This window comes from Limnospira platensis NIES-39, assembly GCF_026000695.1.
GTDB classification, from domain to species: domain Bacteria; phylum Cyanobacteriota; class Cyanobacteriia; order Cyanobacteriales; family Microcoleaceae; genus Limnospira; species Limnospira platensis.
This window is the reverse complement of record NZ_AP026945.1, coordinates 4702839-4720144: the sequence shown is the minus strand read 5'-3', so window position 1 is coordinate 4720144 and position 17306 is coordinate 4702839. Positions and strand designations below refer to the sequence as shown.

Below are 17306 nucleotides of genomic sequence, written 5' to 3'. Positions count from 1 at the left end.
AACCCGCCCCACCCCACCGGTTAATTAATTATTAATTGACAATTATAGGGGCGGGTTCTAAGGTGAGTTATAGGAATGAGCGACCCGTTTAATAAACCCGCCCCACCCCACCGGTTAATTAATTGTTAATTGTTAATTGTTAATTATGGTTGATGCGAATGTAGCAATAGGTTTGGGTAGTAATCTGGGGTTATGTTGTCAAACATTAGAAACAGCCCTAGAATTACTTGGCGGCTATGGGGGAATTAGGGTGAAAGAACGATCGCATTGGTATCGGACAACTCCCGTGGGACCCCCTCAGCCGGATTATATCAATGGTTGTGCTACCCTCGTGGTGAGTATCTCCCCCCAGTTGCTGTTGGAGACTCTGCTAGAAATTGAGAAGAAATTGGGGCGGGTGCGTGGGGAAAGATGGGGACCGAGAACCCTAGATCTTGATTTATTGCTGTTCGATGATTTAATCTTGAAGACACCTACCCTAGAAATACCCCACCCTAGGATGGGTGATCGGGCTTTTGTGTTAGTCCCCCTAGCGGAAATAGCCCCGGATTGGATAGATCCTGTCAGTAAAAAGACGATCGCCCAATTGCTGGAAACTATCGATCACTCAGGAGTCCAAAAACTAACTGTGGCTAACTAATGAAACCAGGTTCAGAACCCCCAGAAATCCTAGATCAACAACTGTTTTATCGAGGTCGGAAATTTAACTTTGATGTCCACCGCCTTCGCCTTCCTAATGGTGCGATCGGTCAGTGGGAATGTGTTAGACACCCCGGAGGCGCTTTAGTAATTCCCGTTACCCCAGAAGGTAAGTTGGTATTGGTCCGACAATATCGATTTGCGGTGGAAGGGCGGACTTTGGAATTTCCAGCCGGGACGGTAGAAGCTAACGAAGACCCCGCCGAAACCGTGAGGCGAGAAATTGAGGAGGAAACAGGCTACCGGGCTTCTAAGTGGCGTAAACTAGGGCAATTTATCCTCGCGCCGGGTTATTCTGATGAAATTATTTACGCCTTTCTCGCCGAAGATCTCGAAAAACTGGAAACTCCCCCCCCACAAGATGAAGATGAGGATATAGACACCGTTTTGATGACTCCCCAAGAGTTGGAAGAGGCGATTTTACAGGGGGAACCTGTCGATGCTAAATCTATGGCTAGTTTTATGTTAGCTAAACCGTTTCTATAACTCTGTAGTGTTTATGTCGGATTTAATCTTATTTTGGCATCGTCGAGATCTGCGGATTTCTGATAACTGGGGACTGGCGGCGGCGCGTCGGGTCACTTCTCAGGTGGTGGGGGTCTTCTGTCTCGACCCGGAGATTTTGAGCGGTGATGATATCGCCCCCGTCCGTGTGGCTTATATGCTGGGCTGTCTGCAATGTCTACAAGAAGACTACCAACGGGGGGGGAGTCAATTACTGATTATTCAGGATAACCCGGCTCAAGGTCTGCGAAAATTGGCGGTGGCTTTGGGGGCGATCGCTGTTTATTGGAATCAAGACGTTGAACCCCTCCCCAGACAACGCGATCGCTCTGTAGAAGAGTCCCTGACAGAGGTGGGAATTAAAGTTGAGACTTTCTGGGATCAGGTTTTGCATTCCCCAGAAGCGATTTTTACGGGGTCTAAGGAACCCTATAAGGTTTATACTCCCTATTGGCGGAAATGGATTCAGCAACCCAAACCAGAACCCTGTCAGCGACTAAAATCTACCGGTCTGACAGAGGCTCAGGAAAAGGCGGCTCTGGAGGCGGGAGCGATCGCTTTACCGACGGCTAAGGATTTGGGATTTATCTGGTCGGAACCTTTTATCCTAGAACCCGGAGAAACGGCGGCGAGCGATCGCTTGGAAATCTTCTGCGATCGAGCCATTTATGAGTATGACGAAGGGCGGAATTTCCCCGCTATTGATGGCACCTCTGTGTTAAGTCCGGCTTTGAGATTTGGGGCGATCGGTATCCGTACCCTTTGGCAAAAAACCCAAGAAATTATCGCTTTAACTCGCAGTGACGAAGCCCGCCACCATATTCAAACTTGGCAGCAGGAACTCGCTTGGCGCGAGTTTTATCAACAGGCTTTATATCACTTCCCCGCCTTAGCCATCGGTGCTTTTCGTCAGCCCTTTGACCGTTTCCCTTGGTCAGATAATCAAGAACATTTCCAGGCTTGGTGTCAAGGACGCACCGGCTATCCTATTGTTGATGCCGCCATGCGTCAACTCAATCAAACTGGATGGATGCACAACCGTTGTCGCATGATTGTTGCCAGTTTTTTGACCAAGGATTTAATCATTAATTGGCAATGGGGAGAAAAGTATTTTATGCAAACCCTTATTGATGGCGATTTAGCCTCAAATAATGGTGGTTGGCAGTGGAGTTCCTCCAGTGGCATGGACCCTAAGCCTTTGCGGATTTTTAACCCCGCTTCCCAAACCCAAAAATATGACCCCGAAGCTGAATATATCCGCCAGTGGTTGCCAGAATTGCGGAATTTGGACACCGCCCACCTGGTGACTGGCAAAATTTCATCAGGCGATCGACAAGCCTGTGGCTACCCACAGCCCATTGTAGACCACAATCGACAACAAAAATTGTTCAAGTCCATTTATTCCCAATTAAAGGCTTGACAAATTCCCCAAACTATGGCAGGATGTTAAATTGTGCAAAACAAATAAACCTACTCATGCGGAACTGGCGGAATTGGTAGACGCGCTAGATTCAGGTTCTAGTGTTCGCAAGGACTTCCGGGTTCAAGTCCCGGGTTCCGCATTGGCAGAGAAACCCGGTTGGGCTGGGGAAGTTGGGTTACGCTGCGCTTCACCCAACCTACTAAAAGGGCTAAGGGCTAACAGGGTAAAGGGCAAAAGGGCAAGAGGGCTAAGGGCTAAGAGTCGGGGGGGCACAGGCTACCCGAAAACCGTTGCCGTTGAAGAGGTAGCCCGGGGCGAGCCTGTTGCGGTTGGCACAACGGCAGTAACCAGGAATGTAGTTCCACGCACCGCCGCGCAGCACTCTATTGTTTGTGTTGCTCAAAAAGTTGACTAAATATTCAATATAGTTTTGATAACGATTATCGTTACCAGCATCCCACACACCACCATCAGAAGGCGCACCCTTGTAGCTGTCGTGCCAGGGGTCAGCGCACCACTCCCAAACATTCCCGTGGATATCATACAAGCCAAAGGCGTTGGCTTGTTGAAACTGACCGACGGGGGTAGTTTTTTGGCGGTAGGCTCCCTTGGGTCCTGAGCCATAGGTGTAGCTGCCATTATAGTTGGCGAGGTCGGTGGTCAGGGTATCACCGACGTGAAAGGGGCTAGTAGTTCCGGCGCGGGCTGCATATTCCCACTCCGCTTCACTGGGTAATCGGTAGGGTTTGCCGATTCTTTTCGAGAGGCGGGCACACCACTCAACTACATCATACCATGAAACTCTTTCAACGGGAAGATTTAATCCTTTAAATCTTGAGGGGTCTGGGCTCAGGTCCCGTTGGAGTTTGGGGAAACTAGCCACTTGTCGCCATTGTGCTTGGGTAACCGGATATTTCCCCATCAGGAAGGGTTTAATCGTGACTCGGTGTTGGGGTCTTTCATCATCAGAACTTTGTACTTCACCACTCGGCGCACCCATAATAAAGGTTCCCCCCGGAATCATTACCATCTCCAGAGTCACACCATTTCCCAGGTCTTCGATAATACATTCAGCCTGACCGCGACGGCGGTTAATTTGTTGTCCATTGGAATTGACCGTAACGATATCAAATTCAAACTTCTGGGTTGGGGGTTTAGGCGGAGTTTTGATAACTACAGGTTGGGGAGTTGTATTGGTACTATTTTTACGACCAGAATATCCCTGTAAATCTGCCCACACTTCGGCTACAGATTGATAGCGTTTTTTAAAGACTGTCTCAGCCAAACGGTCTAAGATTTTGCCTAATTTATCACTCACCTGATTCCCATTTAAATGCTCACGCCACACCCATTGTGCTTCTAATGGGTCATATAAATTCGACGGACTCGCTTGGGTTAGCAGATATAAACAAGTCACCCCTAAACTATATAAATCACTCCCATATTGAGGTTTTCCCATCGCCTGTTCCGGGGCGCAATATTCCGCCGAACCGATAACCGTTCCGGTGACGCTCAGAGATGTGCTATGCACCTGTTTAGCCGCCCCAAAATCCACTAGGACTAACTTTTTATCACTGGCGCGTCTAATGATATTTTCCGGTTTAATATCCCGGTGAATTACTTTATTTTGGTGAACGAAATCCAAAACTGGCAATAAATCCTTGAGCAGGGCAATGATTTGATTTTCGGTAAAAGCGCCTTGATTATCTAGCTCCTGTTGTAGGGTTTCCCCTTCGATAAATTCCTGAACTAAATATTGACGGTTATCAGCGGTAAAATAAGCCAAAAGTTCCGGGATTTGGGAATGTTTGCCGAGGAGTTCTAAACGTTGGGCTTCTTGGTCGAATAATTGGGCGGCTTTTTGGAGGGTAGCGGTTCCTTGCGCCTGGGGAAGGAATTGCTTAATCACACAGGGAGGTTTAGAAGGTTTGAAGTCATCGACAGCCAGAAATGTGCGTCCGAACCCTCCTTGTCCGAGGATGCTTTTAGCATAGTAGCGTTCAACCAGTCGGAGTTTACTACCACATTTTTGGCAGAACTGACAACCTTCGGGGTTGCTGTGGAGGCAGTCTGGGTTCAGACACTGGCTCATAATCAGGATGGTTATTGATACCTGATTTTACATTACCATAAATGCCGAAAAGAAACCCGCTTTCTCCGGGAAATGGGGTTTCTCATGGGTGGGAAGTTGGGTTACGCTGCGCTTTACTCACGGCTGGGGAAGTTGGGTTACGCTGCGCTTCACACAACCTACATACTGGGAAGTTGGGTTACGCTGCGCTTCACACAACCTACTAAAAGGGCTAAGGGCTAACAGGGTAAAGGGCAAAAGGGCAAGAGGGCTAAGGGCTAAGAGTCGGGGGGGCACAGGCTACCCGAAAACCGCTGAGGTTGCCGAGGTAGCCCGGGACGCCCCTGACGCGGAGGGCACAACGGCAGTCCTCAGGATAGTAGTTCCACGAACCGCCGCGCAGCACTCTATTGTTTGTCACTCTATTGTTTGTGTTGCTCAAAAAGTTGACTAAATATTCAATATAGTTTTGATAACGATTATCGTTACCAGCATCCCACACCCCACCATCCGAAGGCGCACCCTTGTAGCTGTCGTGCCAGGGGTCAGCGCACCACTCCCAAACATTCCCGTGGATATCATACAAGCCAAAGGCGTTGGCTTGTTGAAACTGACCGACGGGGGTAGTTTTTTGGCGGTAGGCTCCCTTGGGTCCTGAGCCATAGGTGTAGCTGCCATTATAGTTGGCGAGGTAGGTGGTCAGGGTATCACCGACGTGAAAGGGGCTAGTAGTTCCGGCGCGGGCTGCATATTCCCACTCGGCTTCACTCGGTAATCGGTAGGGTTTGCCGATTCTTTTCGAGAGGCGGGCGCACCACTCAACTACATCATACCATGAAACTCTTTCAACGGGAAGATTTAATCCTTTAAATCTTGAGGGGTCTGGGCTCAGGTCCCGTTGGAGTTTGGGGAAACTAGCCACTTGTCGCCATTGTGCTTGGGTAACCGGATATTTCCCCATCAGGAAGGGTTTAATGGTGACTCGGTGTTGGGGTCTTTCATCATCAGAACTTTGTACTTCACCACTCGGCGCACCCATAATAAAGGTTCCCCCCGGAATCATTACCATCTCCAGAGTCACACCATTTCCCAGGTCTTCGATAATACATTCAGCCTGACCGCGACGGCGGTTAATTTGTTGTCCATTGGAATTGACCGTAACGATATCAAATTCAAACTTCTGGGTTGGGGGTTTAGGCGGAGTTTTGATAACTACAGGTTGGGGAGTTGTATTGGTACTATTTTTACGACCAGAATATCCCTGTAAATCTGCCCACACTTCGGCTACAGATTGATAGCGTTTTTTAAAGACTGTCTCAGCCAAACGGTCTAAGATTTTGCCTAATTTATCACTCACCTGATTCCCATTTAAATGCTCACGCCACACCCATTCTGCTTCTAAGGGGTCATATAAATCAGACGGACTCGCTTGGGTTAGCAGATATAAACAAGTCACCCCTAAACTATATAAATCACTCCCATATTGAGGTTTTCCCATCGCCTGTTCCGGGGCGCAATATTCCGCCGAACCGATAACCGTTCCGGTGACGCTCTGAGATGTGCTATGCACCTGTTTAGCCGCCCCAAAATCCACTAGGACTAACTTTTTATCACTGGCGCGTCTAATGATATTTTCCGGTTTAATATCCCGGTGAATTACTTTATTTTGGTGAACGAAATCCAAAACTGGCAATAAATCCTTGAGCAGGGCAATGATTTGATTTTCGGTAAAAGCGCCTTGATTATCTAGCTCCTGTTGTAGGGTTTCCCCTTCGATAAATTCCTGAACTAAATATTGACGGTTATCAGCGGTAAAATAAGCCAAAAGTTCCGGGATTTGGGAATGTTTGCCGAGGAGTTCTAAACGTTGGGCTTCTTGGTCGAATAATTGGGCGGCTTTTTGGAGGGTAGCGGTTCCTTGCGCCTGGGGAAGGAATTGCTTAATCACACAGGGAGGTTTAGAAGGTTTGAAGTCATCGACAGCCAGAAATGTGCGTCCGAACCCTCCTTGTCCGAGGATGCTTTTAGCATAGTAGCGTTCAACCAGTCGGAGTTTACTACCACATTTTTGGCAGAACTGACAACCTTCGGGGTTGCTGTGGAGGCAGTCTGGGTTCAGACACTGGCTCATAATCAGGATGGTTATTGATACCTGATTTTACATTACCATAAATGCCGAAAAGAAACCCGCTTTCTCCGGGAAATGGGGTTTCTCATGGGTGGGAAGTTGGGTTACGCTGCGCTTTACTCACGGCTGGGGAAGTTGGGTTACGCTGCGCTTCACCCAACCTACATACTACATACATACTGGGAAGTTGGGTTACGCTGCGCTTCACCCAACCTACTAAAAGGGCTAAGGGCTAAGAGTCGGGGGGGCACAGGCTACCCGAAAACCGTCGAAGCTGAAGAGGTTGCCCGGGACGACCCAGCTGCGGCCGGCACAACGGCAGTCTACAGGATAGTAGCCCCACGAACCGCCGCGCAGCACTCTATTGTTTGTCACTCTATTGTTTGTGTTGCTCAAAAAGTTGACTAAATATTCAATATAGTTTTGATAACGATTATCGTTACCAGCATCCCACACACCACCATCAGAAGGCGCACCCTTGTAGCTGTCGTGCCAGGGGTCAGCGCACCACTCCCAAACATTCCCGTGGATATCATACAAGCCAAAGGCGTTGGCTTGTTGAAACTGACCGACGGGGGTAGTTTTTTGGCGGTAGGCTCCCTTGGGTCCTGAGCCATAGGTGTAGCTGCCATTATAGTTGGCGAGGTAGGTGGTCAGGGTATCACCGACGTGAAAGGGGCTAGTAGTTCCGGCGCGGGCTGCATATTCCCACTCGGCTTCACTCGGTAATCGGTAGGGTTTGCCGATTCTTTTCGAGAGGCGGGCACACCACTCAACTACATCATACCATGAAACTCTTTCAACGGGAAGATTTAATCCTTTAAAACATGAGGGGTCTGGGCTCAGGTCCCGTTGGAGTTTGGGGAAACTAGCCACTTGTTGCCATTGTGCTTGGGTAACCGGATATTTCCCCATCAGGAAGGGTTTAATGGTGACTCGGTGTTGGGGTCTTTCATCATCAGAACTTTGTACTTCACCACTCGGCGCACCCATAATAAAGGTTCCCCCCGGAATCATTACCATCTCCAGAGTCACACCATTTCCCAGGTCTTCGATAATACATTCAGCCTGACCGCGACGGCAGTTAATTTGTTGTCCCTTTGAATTGACCGTAACGATATCAAATTCAAACTTCTGGTTTGGGGGTTTAGGCGGAGTTTTGATAACTACAGGTTGGGGAGTTGTATTGGTACTATTTTTACGACCATAATATCCCTGTAAATCTGCCCACACTTCGGCTACAGATTGATAGCGTTTTTTAAAGACTGTCTCAGCCAAACGGTCTAAGATTTTGCCTAATTTATCACTCACCTGATTCCCATTTAAATGCTCACGCCACACCCATTGTAATTCTAAGGGGTCATATAAATTCGACGGACTCGCTTGGGTTAGCAGATATAAACAAGTCACCCCTAAACTATATAAATCACTCCCATATTGAGGTTTTCCCATCGCCTGTTCCGGGGCGCAATATTCCGCCGAACCGATAACCGTTCCGGTGACGCTCAGAGATGTGCTATGCACCTGTTTAGCCGCCCCAAAATCCACGAGGACTAACTTTTTATCACTGGCGCGTCTAATGATATTTTCCGGTTTAATATCCCGGTGAATTACTTTATTTTTGTGGACGAAATGCAAAACTCTCAATAAATCCTTGAGCAGGGCAATGATTTGATTGTCGGTAAAAGCGCCTTGATTATCTAGCTCCTGTTGTAGGGTTTCCCCTTCGATAAATTCCTGAACTAAATATTGACGGTTATCAGCGGTAAAATAAGCCAAAAGTTCGGGGATTTGGGAATGTTTGCCGAGGAGTTCTAAACGTTGGGCTTCTTGGTCGAATAATTGGGCGGCTTTTTGGAGGGTAGCGGTTCCTTGCGCCTGGGGAAGGAATTGTTTAATCACACAGGGAGGTTTAGAAGGTTTGAAGTCATCGACAGCCAGAAATGTGCGTCCGAACCCTCCTTGTCCGAGGATGCTTTTAGCATAGTAGCGTTCAACCAGTCGGAGTTTACTACCACATTTTTGGCAGAACTGACAACCTTCGGGGTTGCTGTGGAGGCAGTCTGGGTTCAGACACTGGCTCATAATCAGGATGGTTATTGATACCTGATTTTACATTACCATAAATGCCGAAAAGAAACCCGCTTTCTCCGGGAAATGGGGTTTCTCATGGGTGGGAAGTTGGGTTACGCTGCGCTTTACTCACGGCTGGGGAAGTTGGGTTACGCTGCGCTTCACACAACCTACATACTGGGAAGTTGGGTTACGCTGCGCTTCACACAACCTACATACTACATACATACTGGGAAGTTGGGTTACGCTGCGCTTCACCCAACCTACTAAAAGGGCTAAGGGCTAAGAGTCGGGGGGGGCACAGGCTACCCGAAAACCGTAGTTGCTGCTGAGGTAGTCCGGGTCGAGCCTGAGGCGGTAGGCACAACGGCAGCTTCCAGGATTGTTGAACCACGAACCGCCGCGCAGCACCCTCTTGTTTGTGTTGCTCAAAAAGTTGACTAAATATTCAATATAGTTTTGATAACGATTATCGTTACCAGCATCCCACACACCACCATCAGAAGGCGCACCCTTGTAGCTGTCGTGCCAGGGGTCAGCGTACCACTCCCAAACATTCCCGTGGATATCAAACAAGCCAAAGGCGTTGGCTTGTTGAAACTGACCGACGGGGGTAGTTTTTTGGCGGTAGGCTCCCTTGGGTCCTGAGCCATAGGTGTAGCTGCCATTATAGTTGGCGAGGTAGGTGGTCAGGGTATCACCGACGTGAAAGGGGCTAGTAGTTCCGGCGCGGGCTGCATATTCCCACTCGGCTTCACTCGGTAATCGGTAGGGTTTGCCGATTCTTTTCGAGAGGCGGGCACACCACTCAACTACATCATACCATGAAACTCTTTCAACGGGAAGATTTAATCCTTTAAAACATGAGGGGTCTGGGCTCAGGTCCCGTTGGAGTTTGGGGAAACTAGCCACTTGTTGCCATTGTGCTTGGGTAACCGGATATTTCCCCATCAGGAAGGGTTTAATCGTGACTTGGTGTTGGGGTCTTTCATGATTATAACTTTTTGCTTCACCACTCGGCGCACCCATAATAAAGGTTCCCCCCGGAATCATTACCATCTCCAGAGTCACACCATTTCCCAGGTCTTCGATAATACATTCAGCCTGACCGCGACGGCAGTTAATTTGTTGTCCCTTTGAATTGACCGTAACGATATCAAATTCAAACTTCTGGGTTGGGGGTTTAGGCGGAGTTTTGATAACTACAGGTTGGGGAGTTGTATTGGTACTATTTTTACGACCAGAATATCCCTGTAAATCTGCCCACACTTCGGCTACAGATTGATAGCGTTTTTTAAAGACTGTCTCAGCCAAACGGTCTAAGATTTTGCCTAATTTATCACTCACCTGATTCCCATTTAAATGCTCACGCCACACCCATTCTGCTTCTAAGGGGTCATATAAATTCGACGGACTCGCTTGGGTTAGCAGATATAAACAAGTCACCCCTAAACTATATAAATCACTCCCATATTGAGGTTTTCCCATCGCCTGTTCCGGGGCGCAATATTCCGCCGAACCGATAACCGTTCCGGTGACGCTCAGAGATGTGCTATGCACCTGTTTAGCCGCCCCAAAATCCACTAGGACTAACTTTTTATCACTGGCGCGTCTAATGATATTTTCCGGTTTAATATCCCGGTGAATCACTTTATTTTTGTGGACGAAATGCAAAACTCTCAATAAATCCTTGAGCAGGGCAATGATTTGATTGTCGGTAAAAGCGCCTTGATTATCTAGCTCCTGTTGTAGGGTTTCCCCTTCGATAAATTCCTGAACTAAATATTGACGGTTATCAGCGGTAAAATAAGCCAAAAGTTCCGGGATTTGGGAATGTTTGCCGAGGAGTTCTAAACGTTGGGCTTCTTGGTCGAATAATTGGGCGGCTTTTTGGAGGGTAGCGGTTCCTTGCGCCTGGGGAAGGAATTGTTTAATCACACAGGGAGGTTTAGAAGGTTTGAAGTCATCGACAGCCAGAAATGTGCGTCCGAACCCTCCTTGTCCGAGGATGCTTTTAGCATAGTAGCGTTCAACCAGTCGGAGTTTACTACCACATTTTTGGCAGAACTGACAACCTTCGGGGTTGCTGTGGAGGCAGTCTGGGTTCAGACACTGGCTCATAATCAGGATGGTTATTGATACCTGATTTTACATTACCATAAATGCCGAAAAGAAACCCGCTTTCTCCGGGAAATGGGGTTTCTCATGGGTGGGAAGTTGGGTTACGCTGCGCTTTACTCACGGCTGGGGAAGTTGGGTTACGCTGCGCTTCACACAACCTACATACTGGGAAGTTGGGTTACGCTGCGCTTCACACAACCTACATACTGGGAAGTTGGGTTACGCTGCGCTTCACACAACCTACATACTACATACATACTGGGAAGTTGGGTTACGCTGCGCTTCACCCAACCTACACTGGGAAGTTGGGTTACGCTGCGCTTCACACAACCTACATACTACATACATACTGGGAAGTTGGGTTACGCTGCGCTTCACACAACCTACATACTACATACATACTGGGAAGTTGGGTTACGCTGCGCTTCACCCAACCTACACTGGGAAGTTGGGTTACGCTGCGCTTCACACCAACCTACACTGGGAAGTTGGGTTTCGCTGCGCTTCACTCACGGCTGGGGAAGTTGGGTTTCGCTGCGCTTCACACCAACCTACACTGGGAAGTTGGGTTTCGCTGCGCTTCACACCAACCTACACTGGGAAGTTGGGTTACGCTGCGCTTCACCCAACCTACATACTACATACATACAACATACATAATGCCCGGCTTCTTTGAGAAACCGGGCTTCTGAAATATTGCCAAAAATGGAGCGTATGGGAATCGAACCCATGTCCAAAACGACTATTTACGCCTTGCTCGTTCACAGACATAGCCCCTCTAATCCTCGGGGTGGGAACCGTCACTTATCCCTGACGGTAGGATTCCCTAGTAAAGTCTTTTTCAGTTAAGCCACCAGGGAACACTTAACTGAAGCATCCGTTGGGGTTTAACCCACAGTACCAATCGATTGCCCCGCTTCCTGCCCAGCCTGGTAGTCTATAATCCTAGTCTGGTGATAGCAGGGTTAGCTTCGCTGTAGAGAATGGCCGCAATCGCGTCAAGGTGTTGCTGGAGTTGAGCTGGTTTCTGAGAATCCATGAGTAGAGGGAGGGTGAGTGGTGCTTCGCTCATTATGTAGGGCTGTGGGTGAAGGTTGCACTAAGTACAATCACTCATTTCCTAACTGAGATGCACCCTGATAAACAAACTAAACCCGATTATTTGGGGATGGTCTAATTACTATTCAGGAGCATGATTTCATCTCAAATTAGGTTAACATTTTACGGCAATACGGTATAATAAGCGAGAAGAGTTGAGGATAAACCTATTGCCAGATACGTCAAACCCAAGGAAGCGGCCCAAATCCTTGGAGTCCATGAAAGAACACTCCGCAGATGGGACGAAAATGGCTCAATCGAGACCATTAGAACCCCCGCTGGGCAACGACGATACAACGTTGAGTCATATACTGCTGCCAAATCAGGCAGTGACAAACGCAAAGTCGTTATCTATGCCAGAGTTAGTAGCCGCGCCCAGCAGTCCGACCTCAACCGACAGGTGGCCGCACTGTCCAACCTCTACCCCGAAGCAGAAGTCGTCTCCGAAATCGGAGGCGGGCTCAACTTCAAGCGAAAGAAAATGCTGGCCTTACTGGGACAAGTCTTGTCAGGAGATGTCCGCATGGTTGTCGTTGCCCACCAAGACCGATTGGCCAGATTTGGATGGGACTTGTTTCGATGGCTCTGTGAGCAAAACAGGTGCTCACTCATGGTTCTCAACGAGACAAGTCTCAGTCCAGAACGAGAAATGGTTGAGGACATTCTCGCCATCCTCCACTGCTTCAGTTCCCGATTATACGGACTGCGTAAATATAAAACTCAGGTCAAAGAAGATCCGGATTTACCCCAGCCCAGAGCTAAATAAAGTCTGGCGTAAATGGCTGGCTGCTTGTCGGTATTGCTACAACCAAGCAATTGCATTATCCCGGAGTGCTAAACCACTAAGCAAGTTAAAGTTACGCTGCGGAAGTGATGCAGAGTGACTTACCTGCATGGGTCAAAGAAACACCCGGCCACATTCGGCAAAATGCCATCTTTGATGCCTATCAGGCTTTGACCGCCAGTCCTGATGCAAGGTTTAGAAGTTGTCGGGATAGTTCTCAAGCCATCAAGTTTAACAATGCTAATTTCTCTTCAGGGAGTTGGTATCCAAGACTAACGAAAGGATTAACTTTCATGGTTTCCTAAGCTATCCCTAAAACTTGTGTTCAAGGGACTCAATTAGTCTTGGCCAAGGGGCGGTGGTTTGCGGTGTTTCCTGAACCTGTGGCCATCACTCCGACTGACGCTACTGGAGTGATTGCATTAGCTCCGGGCGTCCGACTTTTATGACCGGGTTTGATGGTTCACGATTTCTGGAATTGGGCTCCGGAGATATAGGACGCATTACTCGGTTATGTCAACATTTGGATGATTTGATGAGCCGAATCGCCAAGGAACCCTGTCGTTCAAGGAGGCGACGGATGAGGCAAGCGGCTCAACGAATGAGAACTAAAATCCGCAATCTAGTTGATGAAGCCCACAAACAAATTGCTCACTACTTGACTCACAACTACAGCCTAATTTTTTTGCCCACCTTCGAGACTTCCGATATGGCCAGTCAGGTGAAGCGTCTAATCAGGTCTAAGACTGCCCGAGCCATGCTGACATGGGCGCATTATCGATTCAAACTAACCCTGAGACATCAAGCCGAGATAACTCGAACCACAGTTGTAGATGTGACCGAAGAATACACCAGCAAAACCTGTACTCACTGTGGTAATATGCATTCCCAGCTAGGTGGCTCAAAAGTGTTCCGATGTCCTGAGTGTGGGTTCACTCTACCCACGGACTGGAACGGTGCTTTTGGAATCTTTCTAAAAGCTTTGCGGGATACCGCCTCTGTTACCTTAACGGGTAATAGTGCTATCGTCGCATTGTCAGGCAATAGCCGGATAAATGTCGCGTAAATGTATCAGTCATCTCATCTGAGACCTTCAATAAGCTAGACCACACAATCTGGCAAATGTTGCGGGCATGGACAGCTTCAAAATGCGGAAAGGCAAACATCGAAAAACTGAGAAATTACTATAGACCGGGAACGGTCACACTCAGTAACGGGAAAGAAAGACATGAAACTTGGTTATTCAAAACCAAAGATGGACTTACACTATGGAAACATAATTGGACTCCGATTGTCAGACATACCCTAATACGCCCTGACGCAACACTTTATGACGGGAATTGGACTTACTGGGCAACCAGAAAAGGACAAGCAATCGACACGCCAGTAAAGGTAGCCAAACTACTTAAAAAGCAAAAAGGCAGGTGTACCTGGTGTGGGCAATACTTTACCCCATCAGATTTAACTGAGGTAGACCACATTGTACCTCGAAGCCACGGTGGAAAGGATGAATACAAGAATCTTCAGTTACTACACCGCCATTGTCACGATGATCAAACAGCTCTTGATGAAGAGAGGTTGCTGTACTCTTAACACAGAGGTGCGAAACGTTCAGGCACGCGCATAGGGTTGCAATACCCGAAATAACTGCCCGGTGGGACTTCCACCCCTTGGTGGAATATAGGGAGTCGCTTCCCTGACCATCCCATAACTGTTTATATCTCCCGACGCTTAGAGAAATCTAAGCAAGGCAGGGGACTCAAGGTCAAGACAGAACGCTTGAACGGTGGGAGTTGTGACCCACCTAGTATAGCATGAAGTTGAGAGTAACGGCAATAGCCACCCCCAATTTTGGGAATCATAACCCCAGGATTGAAGCGGGGAACGGAAGGCCTGAAGTAGAACCTACTACCATATGCGACCACTGCCAACCATCCATGACTAAGGAAATCTGAATGTTCCGACTTGAACCACCGTCATAAGAAGGTAGCGAAACAGGTTGACACGCTGCGCTCAAAAGAGCAAGGGGAAAAGTAGGGGTTTCTCTTTACTACCTACACAGACCTTTAAAATTACCCCGGTGGACAGGACAAGTCTAAAGATGGAATGCCCGTATAAACGGAACGTTTAAACCCCTTTTAGGCTCTCGGCAGGATGTACCTGCACAGTAGTGAAAAGTGTAAGCGTATACCTTTAAGGGGAAAGGATGTGGCTGAAAGCTAATGCCTAACTGTAATGGTTAGGATATGCCCACTAGCCACGGTGTGGATATAGAGACCGCGACAATTAAGAGTTTTATGACGAGTGCGAGTTTAAAGACTACGAGGTTGTATATAGCTCCTAAAGTTGAGGTTACAAAGCGGGGGGTCGTAGCCCTGTTCCTACTGACAAATAGGGTATCTACATCAGGAGCCGTGTGCTGGGAAACTTGCAAGCACGGTTTTCAATTGGAGTTGGGGAAGGTGACTTCTCTTTCGACCATAACACGGTCAAACTAGGAGCCGTATGAGGTGAAAGTCTCATGTACGGTTCTGCTGCTGAATGGGAGGAGATCAAGGCGACTTTATTTTCGACCCCTAATGGCTATAGCCAGATAAATGTCGGGTAAATGTATCAGAATATGCGATATTAATCCAAGGAGATCAAAACTTAACATCAAGGAGTTTCAACGTGATTGAACCATTACTTTCGGGGATCGTCTTAGGCTTAATCCTGGTGACATTAGCGGGACTATTCTTTGCAGCCTATCAGCAGTACAAACGCGGAAATCAACTGATTGACTAAGATTCCCACAAGGCAGGCCTTGTCTCTGGGCTGCCTTGTCTCTGAGGTTTCGAGGAGCGATCGCGATTTTTTGATGATAATTGCCGAGAGTCCAATCAGTCCAATCCAGCCACAAAAAGGGCGCGACTCAAGAGCCACGCCCGCCAGTCAAATGGTTAAGTTGATGTCCTAGTAGGTTTCAACGTGCCAACGGTGCTTTTTCTTGAGTTGCTTCTGATAATCAGACCAGTCAACATCAAACTTACCTGCTGCGGCCGACATTCCCTCATCAATGCCGCCTTCCATACCTTTGAGACCGCAAATATAAGTATGGGTGTTGGGTTTTTGGATCAATTCCCATAACTGATCAGCATTTTCCTTAATCCGATCCTGGATATACATTTTGCCACCTTCTGGGTTTTGTTGTTCCCGACTAATGGCTAATGTCAGGCGGAAGTTTTCAGGGAACTGTTGCTGTAATTCTTCAAGTTCCTGTTGATAGAGGATGTTGGGGCTGTAAGGAATGCCAAAGAACAGCCAAGCCAAGCCTTTGAACTTGTAATCTTCGTGCTGTTCCTTAAATATCCGCCACAGGAATGCCCGGAAAGGCGCAATTCCCGTACCCGTTGCCATCATAATGATAGTGGCATCCTCATCCTCTGGGAGCAGCATTTCTTTACCGACCGGGCCAGTAATAGCCACATCAGCCCCAGCTTCCAGGTTGCACAGATAAGTTGAGCAAACTCCATAGACGGTTTCCCCGGTTTCTGGGTGTTTATATTCCAACTGACGAACACATAGGGAAACTGTTTTATCATCTACATGGTCGCCATGACGGGTAGAGGCGATCGAATACAGCCTGAGTTTATGGGGTTTGCCATTGTTGTCAGTTCCTGGCGGAATAATACCAATACTCTGACCTTCGAGATAGCGCAAGTCGCCGCCACTGATATCAAAAATCAAATGGCGAACAGTCCCGGTTCCACCTTCCCTAACTAACTCTTCGTTAGACAGGCATTTGCCGATATATGGATTTTTGGGCTTGTAAATGTTAACAGGAATATCTGTTTTGGCTTTCGCTTGAGTCATAGTAGGGGTTTGGGTTCCAGATGATTGGCTCTGTTGTCCATTTTCTGGTGCCGCTTGAGTCCGAACCGGAGGGGTTTCGCCAGCAGGGTAGATATTGACAATCTTGGCCCCCATTTTAGATAGGCGACGCATCTCCTGGTTCATGCGTTCGTAGGGAACGGTGAGGTAGACTGTGCCACTGCGACGAATGGGATAGTTAAAGTTGTCAGTGTTCTGTCCCTGACGCATCCCTTCGACTTCAAAGACAAAGATACGGCCCGCCGCTCCTGTCCTCATAGCAACACCAGTTCCAGTTGGACTGTACATTCGTTATTTCTCCCTTAACAATACTGAGCTGTTCACCCAAAAACTGTGACAGATTGATCAGTTTCGGCGATTTTTAAAGCAAAATTGCTAAATTGTTCAGACCAATTACTCCCACACTCCTAGCCAGAGGTGGAGTTTATATTCCCGAACCTGTCACACTCCTAGCCATTTTATCAAAAAATGGGGTACAAAGCCCCATTCTTTAAGGTAGCCGAGGATGGCTTTTTGTCAGCAATTCTCATTTTGA

13 protein-coding genes, 1 tRNA gene and 2 pseudogenes are annotated in these 17306 nt (G+C 48.0%); 11 read left to right on the top strand and 5 right to left on the bottom strand.

Annotated features, from left to right (window positions below; translation table 11 throughout):
• The first annotated feature begins 145 nt into the window (after nt 1-145).
• The 4 genes from folK to N39L_RS23230 all read left to right on the top strand — a co-directional run bounded on the left by folK (nt 146) and on the right by N39L_RS23230 (nt 2765).
• Nucleotides 146-640: a 2-amino-4-hydroxy-6-hydroxymethyldihydropteridine diphosphokinase gene (gene folK / locus N39L_RS23245; protein ID WP_014276520.1), complete on the top strand. Its 495-nt coding sequence runs from the start codon at nt 146-148 to the stop codon at nt 638-640.
• Nucleotides 640-1185 carry an NUDIX hydrolase gene (locus N39L_RS23240; RefSeq protein ID WP_014276519.1) on the top strand — a complete coding sequence of 182 codons (546 nt, stop codon included), beginning with the start codon at nt 640-642 and terminating at the stop codon, nt 1183-1185. Before folK ends, N39L_RS23240 begins: the two co-directional genes overlap by 1 nt.
• 13 nt (nt 1186-1198) lie before the next feature.
• Complete coding sequence (locus N39L_RS23235; protein ID WP_014276518.1) at nt 1199-2623, top strand: FAD-binding domain-containing protein; 1425 nt, start codon at nt 1199-1201, stop codon at nt 2621-2623.
• 58 nt (nt 2624-2681) lie between these two features.
• Nucleotides 2682-2765: transfer RNA gene (locus N39L_RS23230), tRNA-Leu, on the top strand.
• A 108-nt stretch (nt 2766-2873) separates the two neighbouring features.
• On the opposite strand, the gene N39L_RS23225 is transcribed toward N39L_RS23230, so the two are convergent.
• The 4 genes from N39L_RS23225 to N39L_RS23210 form a co-directional block, all read right to left on the bottom strand.
• The gene (locus N39L_RS23225) at nt 2874-4718 is read right to left on the bottom strand and encodes a bifunctional serine/threonine-protein kinase/formylglycine-generating enzyme family protein (RefSeq protein ID WP_014276516.1); all 1845 of its coding nucleotides are present in this window, start codon (nt 4716-4718) and stop codon (nt 2874-2876) included.
• Nucleotides 4719-4968: 250 nt separating this feature from the next.
• Nucleotides 4969-6828: a bifunctional serine/threonine-protein kinase/formylglycine-generating enzyme family protein gene (locus N39L_RS23220; protein ID WP_014276514.1), complete on the bottom strand. Its 1860-nt coding sequence runs from the start codon at nt 6826-6828 to the stop codon at nt 4969-4971.
• Nucleotides 6829-7050: 222 nt separating this feature from the next.
• A complete protein-coding gene (locus N39L_RS23215; RefSeq protein WP_014276513.1) occupies nt 7051-8910 on the bottom strand; it encodes a bifunctional serine/threonine-protein kinase/formylglycine-generating enzyme family protein in 1860 nt (619 codons plus the stop codon).
• A gap of 270 nt (nt 8911-9180) precedes the next feature.
• Complete coding sequence (locus N39L_RS23210; protein ID WP_014276512.1) at nt 9181-11019, bottom strand: bifunctional serine/threonine-protein kinase/formylglycine-generating enzyme family protein; 1839 nt, start codon at nt 11017-11019, stop codon at nt 9181-9183.
• Nucleotides 11020-12143: 1124 nt separating this feature from the next.
• Between N39L_RS23210 and N39L_RS23205 the strand changes: the two genes are divergently transcribed.
• From N39L_RS23205 to petG, 7 genes and pseudogenes are all read left to right on the top strand, one after another.
• Nucleotides 12144-12215, top strand: coding sequence for a group II intron maturase-specific domain-containing protein (locus N39L_RS23205; protein WP_071941266.1), 72 nt, complete (start codon nt 12144-12146; stop codon nt 12213-12215).
• Between the two features lie 71 nt (nt 12216-12286).
• The gene (locus tag N39L_RS23200; RefSeq protein WP_072002912.1) at nt 12287-12883 is read left to right on the top strand and encodes an IS607 family transposase; all 597 of its coding nucleotides are present in this window, start codon (nt 12287-12289) and stop codon (nt 12881-12883) included.
• The gene (locus N39L_RS23195; protein ID WP_072002911.1) at nt 12771-13001 is read left to right on the top strand and encodes a helix-turn-helix domain-containing protein; all 231 of its coding nucleotides are present in this window, start codon (nt 12771-12773) and stop codon (nt 12999-13001) included. The genes N39L_RS23200 and N39L_RS23195 overlap by 113 nt, the downstream gene beginning before the upstream one ends.
• Nucleotides 12991-13967: pseudogene (locus N39L_RS23190) on the top strand (zinc ribbon domain-containing protein). The gene N39L_RS23195 and the pseudogene N39L_RS23190 overlap by 11 nt, the downstream one beginning before the upstream one ends.
• A 5-nt stretch (nt 13968-13972) precedes the next feature.
• Nucleotides 13973-14494: pseudogene (locus N39L_RS23185) on the top strand (HNH endonuclease); the annotation flags it as partial.
• Between the two features lie 221 nt (nt 14495-14715).
• A complete protein-coding gene (locus N39L_RS23180) occupies nt 14716-14856 on the top strand; it encodes a hypothetical protein (protein WP_434221608.1) in 141 nt (46 codons plus the stop codon).
• A 715-nt stretch (nt 14857-15571) separates the two neighbouring features.
• Nucleotides 15572-15685, top strand: coding sequence for a cytochrome b6-f complex subunit V (gene petG / locus N39L_RS23175; protein WP_006616220.1), 114 nt, complete (start codon nt 15572-15574; stop codon nt 15683-15685).
• Nucleotides 15686-15853: 168 nt separating this feature from the next.
• On the opposite strand, the gene cpcD/petH is transcribed toward petG, so the two are convergent.
• A complete protein-coding gene (gene cpcD/petH, locus N39L_RS23170) occupies nt 15854-17059 on the bottom strand; it encodes a bifunctional rod-capping linker CpcD/ferredoxin--NADP reductase PetH (RefSeq protein ID WP_006616221.1) in 1206 nt (401 codons plus the stop codon).
• Nucleotides 17060-17306: the final 247 nt, after the last annotated feature.

Bases quoted from the DNA above. Each gene is read 5' to 3' on its own strand.
- folK (WP_014276520.1), top strand. From the start codon at position 146: ATGGTTGATGCGAATGTAGCAATAGGTTTGGGTAGTAATCTGGGGTTA.
- N39L_RS23240 (WP_014276519.1), top strand. From the start codon at position 640: ATGAAACCAGGTTCAGAACCCCCAGAAATCCTAGATCAACAACTGTTT.
- N39L_RS23235 (WP_014276518.1), top strand. From the start codon at position 1,199: ATGTCGGATTTAATCTTATTTTGGCATCGTCGAGATCTGCGGATTTCT.
- N39L_RS23225 (WP_014276516.1), bottom strand. From the start codon at position 4,718: ATGAGCCAGTGTCTGAACCCAGACTGCCTCCACAGCAACCCCGAAGGT.
- N39L_RS23220 (WP_014276514.1), bottom strand. From the start codon at position 6,828: ATGAGCCAGTGTCTGAACCCAGACTGCCTCCACAGCAACCCCGAAGGT.
- N39L_RS23215 (WP_014276513.1), bottom strand. From the start codon at position 8,910: ATGAGCCAGTGTCTGAACCCAGACTGCCTCCACAGCAACCCCGAAGGT.
- N39L_RS23210 (WP_014276512.1), bottom strand. From the start codon at position 11,019: ATGAGCCAGTGTCTGAACCCAGACTGCCTCCACAGCAACCCCGAAGGT.
- N39L_RS23180 (WP_434221608.1), top strand. From the start codon at position 14,716: ATGAAGTTGAGAGTAACGGCAATAGCCACCCCCAATTTTGGGAATCAT.
- cpcD/petH (WP_006616221.1), bottom strand. From the start codon at position 17,059: ATGTACAGTCCAACTGGAACTGGTGTTGCTATGAGGACAGGAGCGGCG.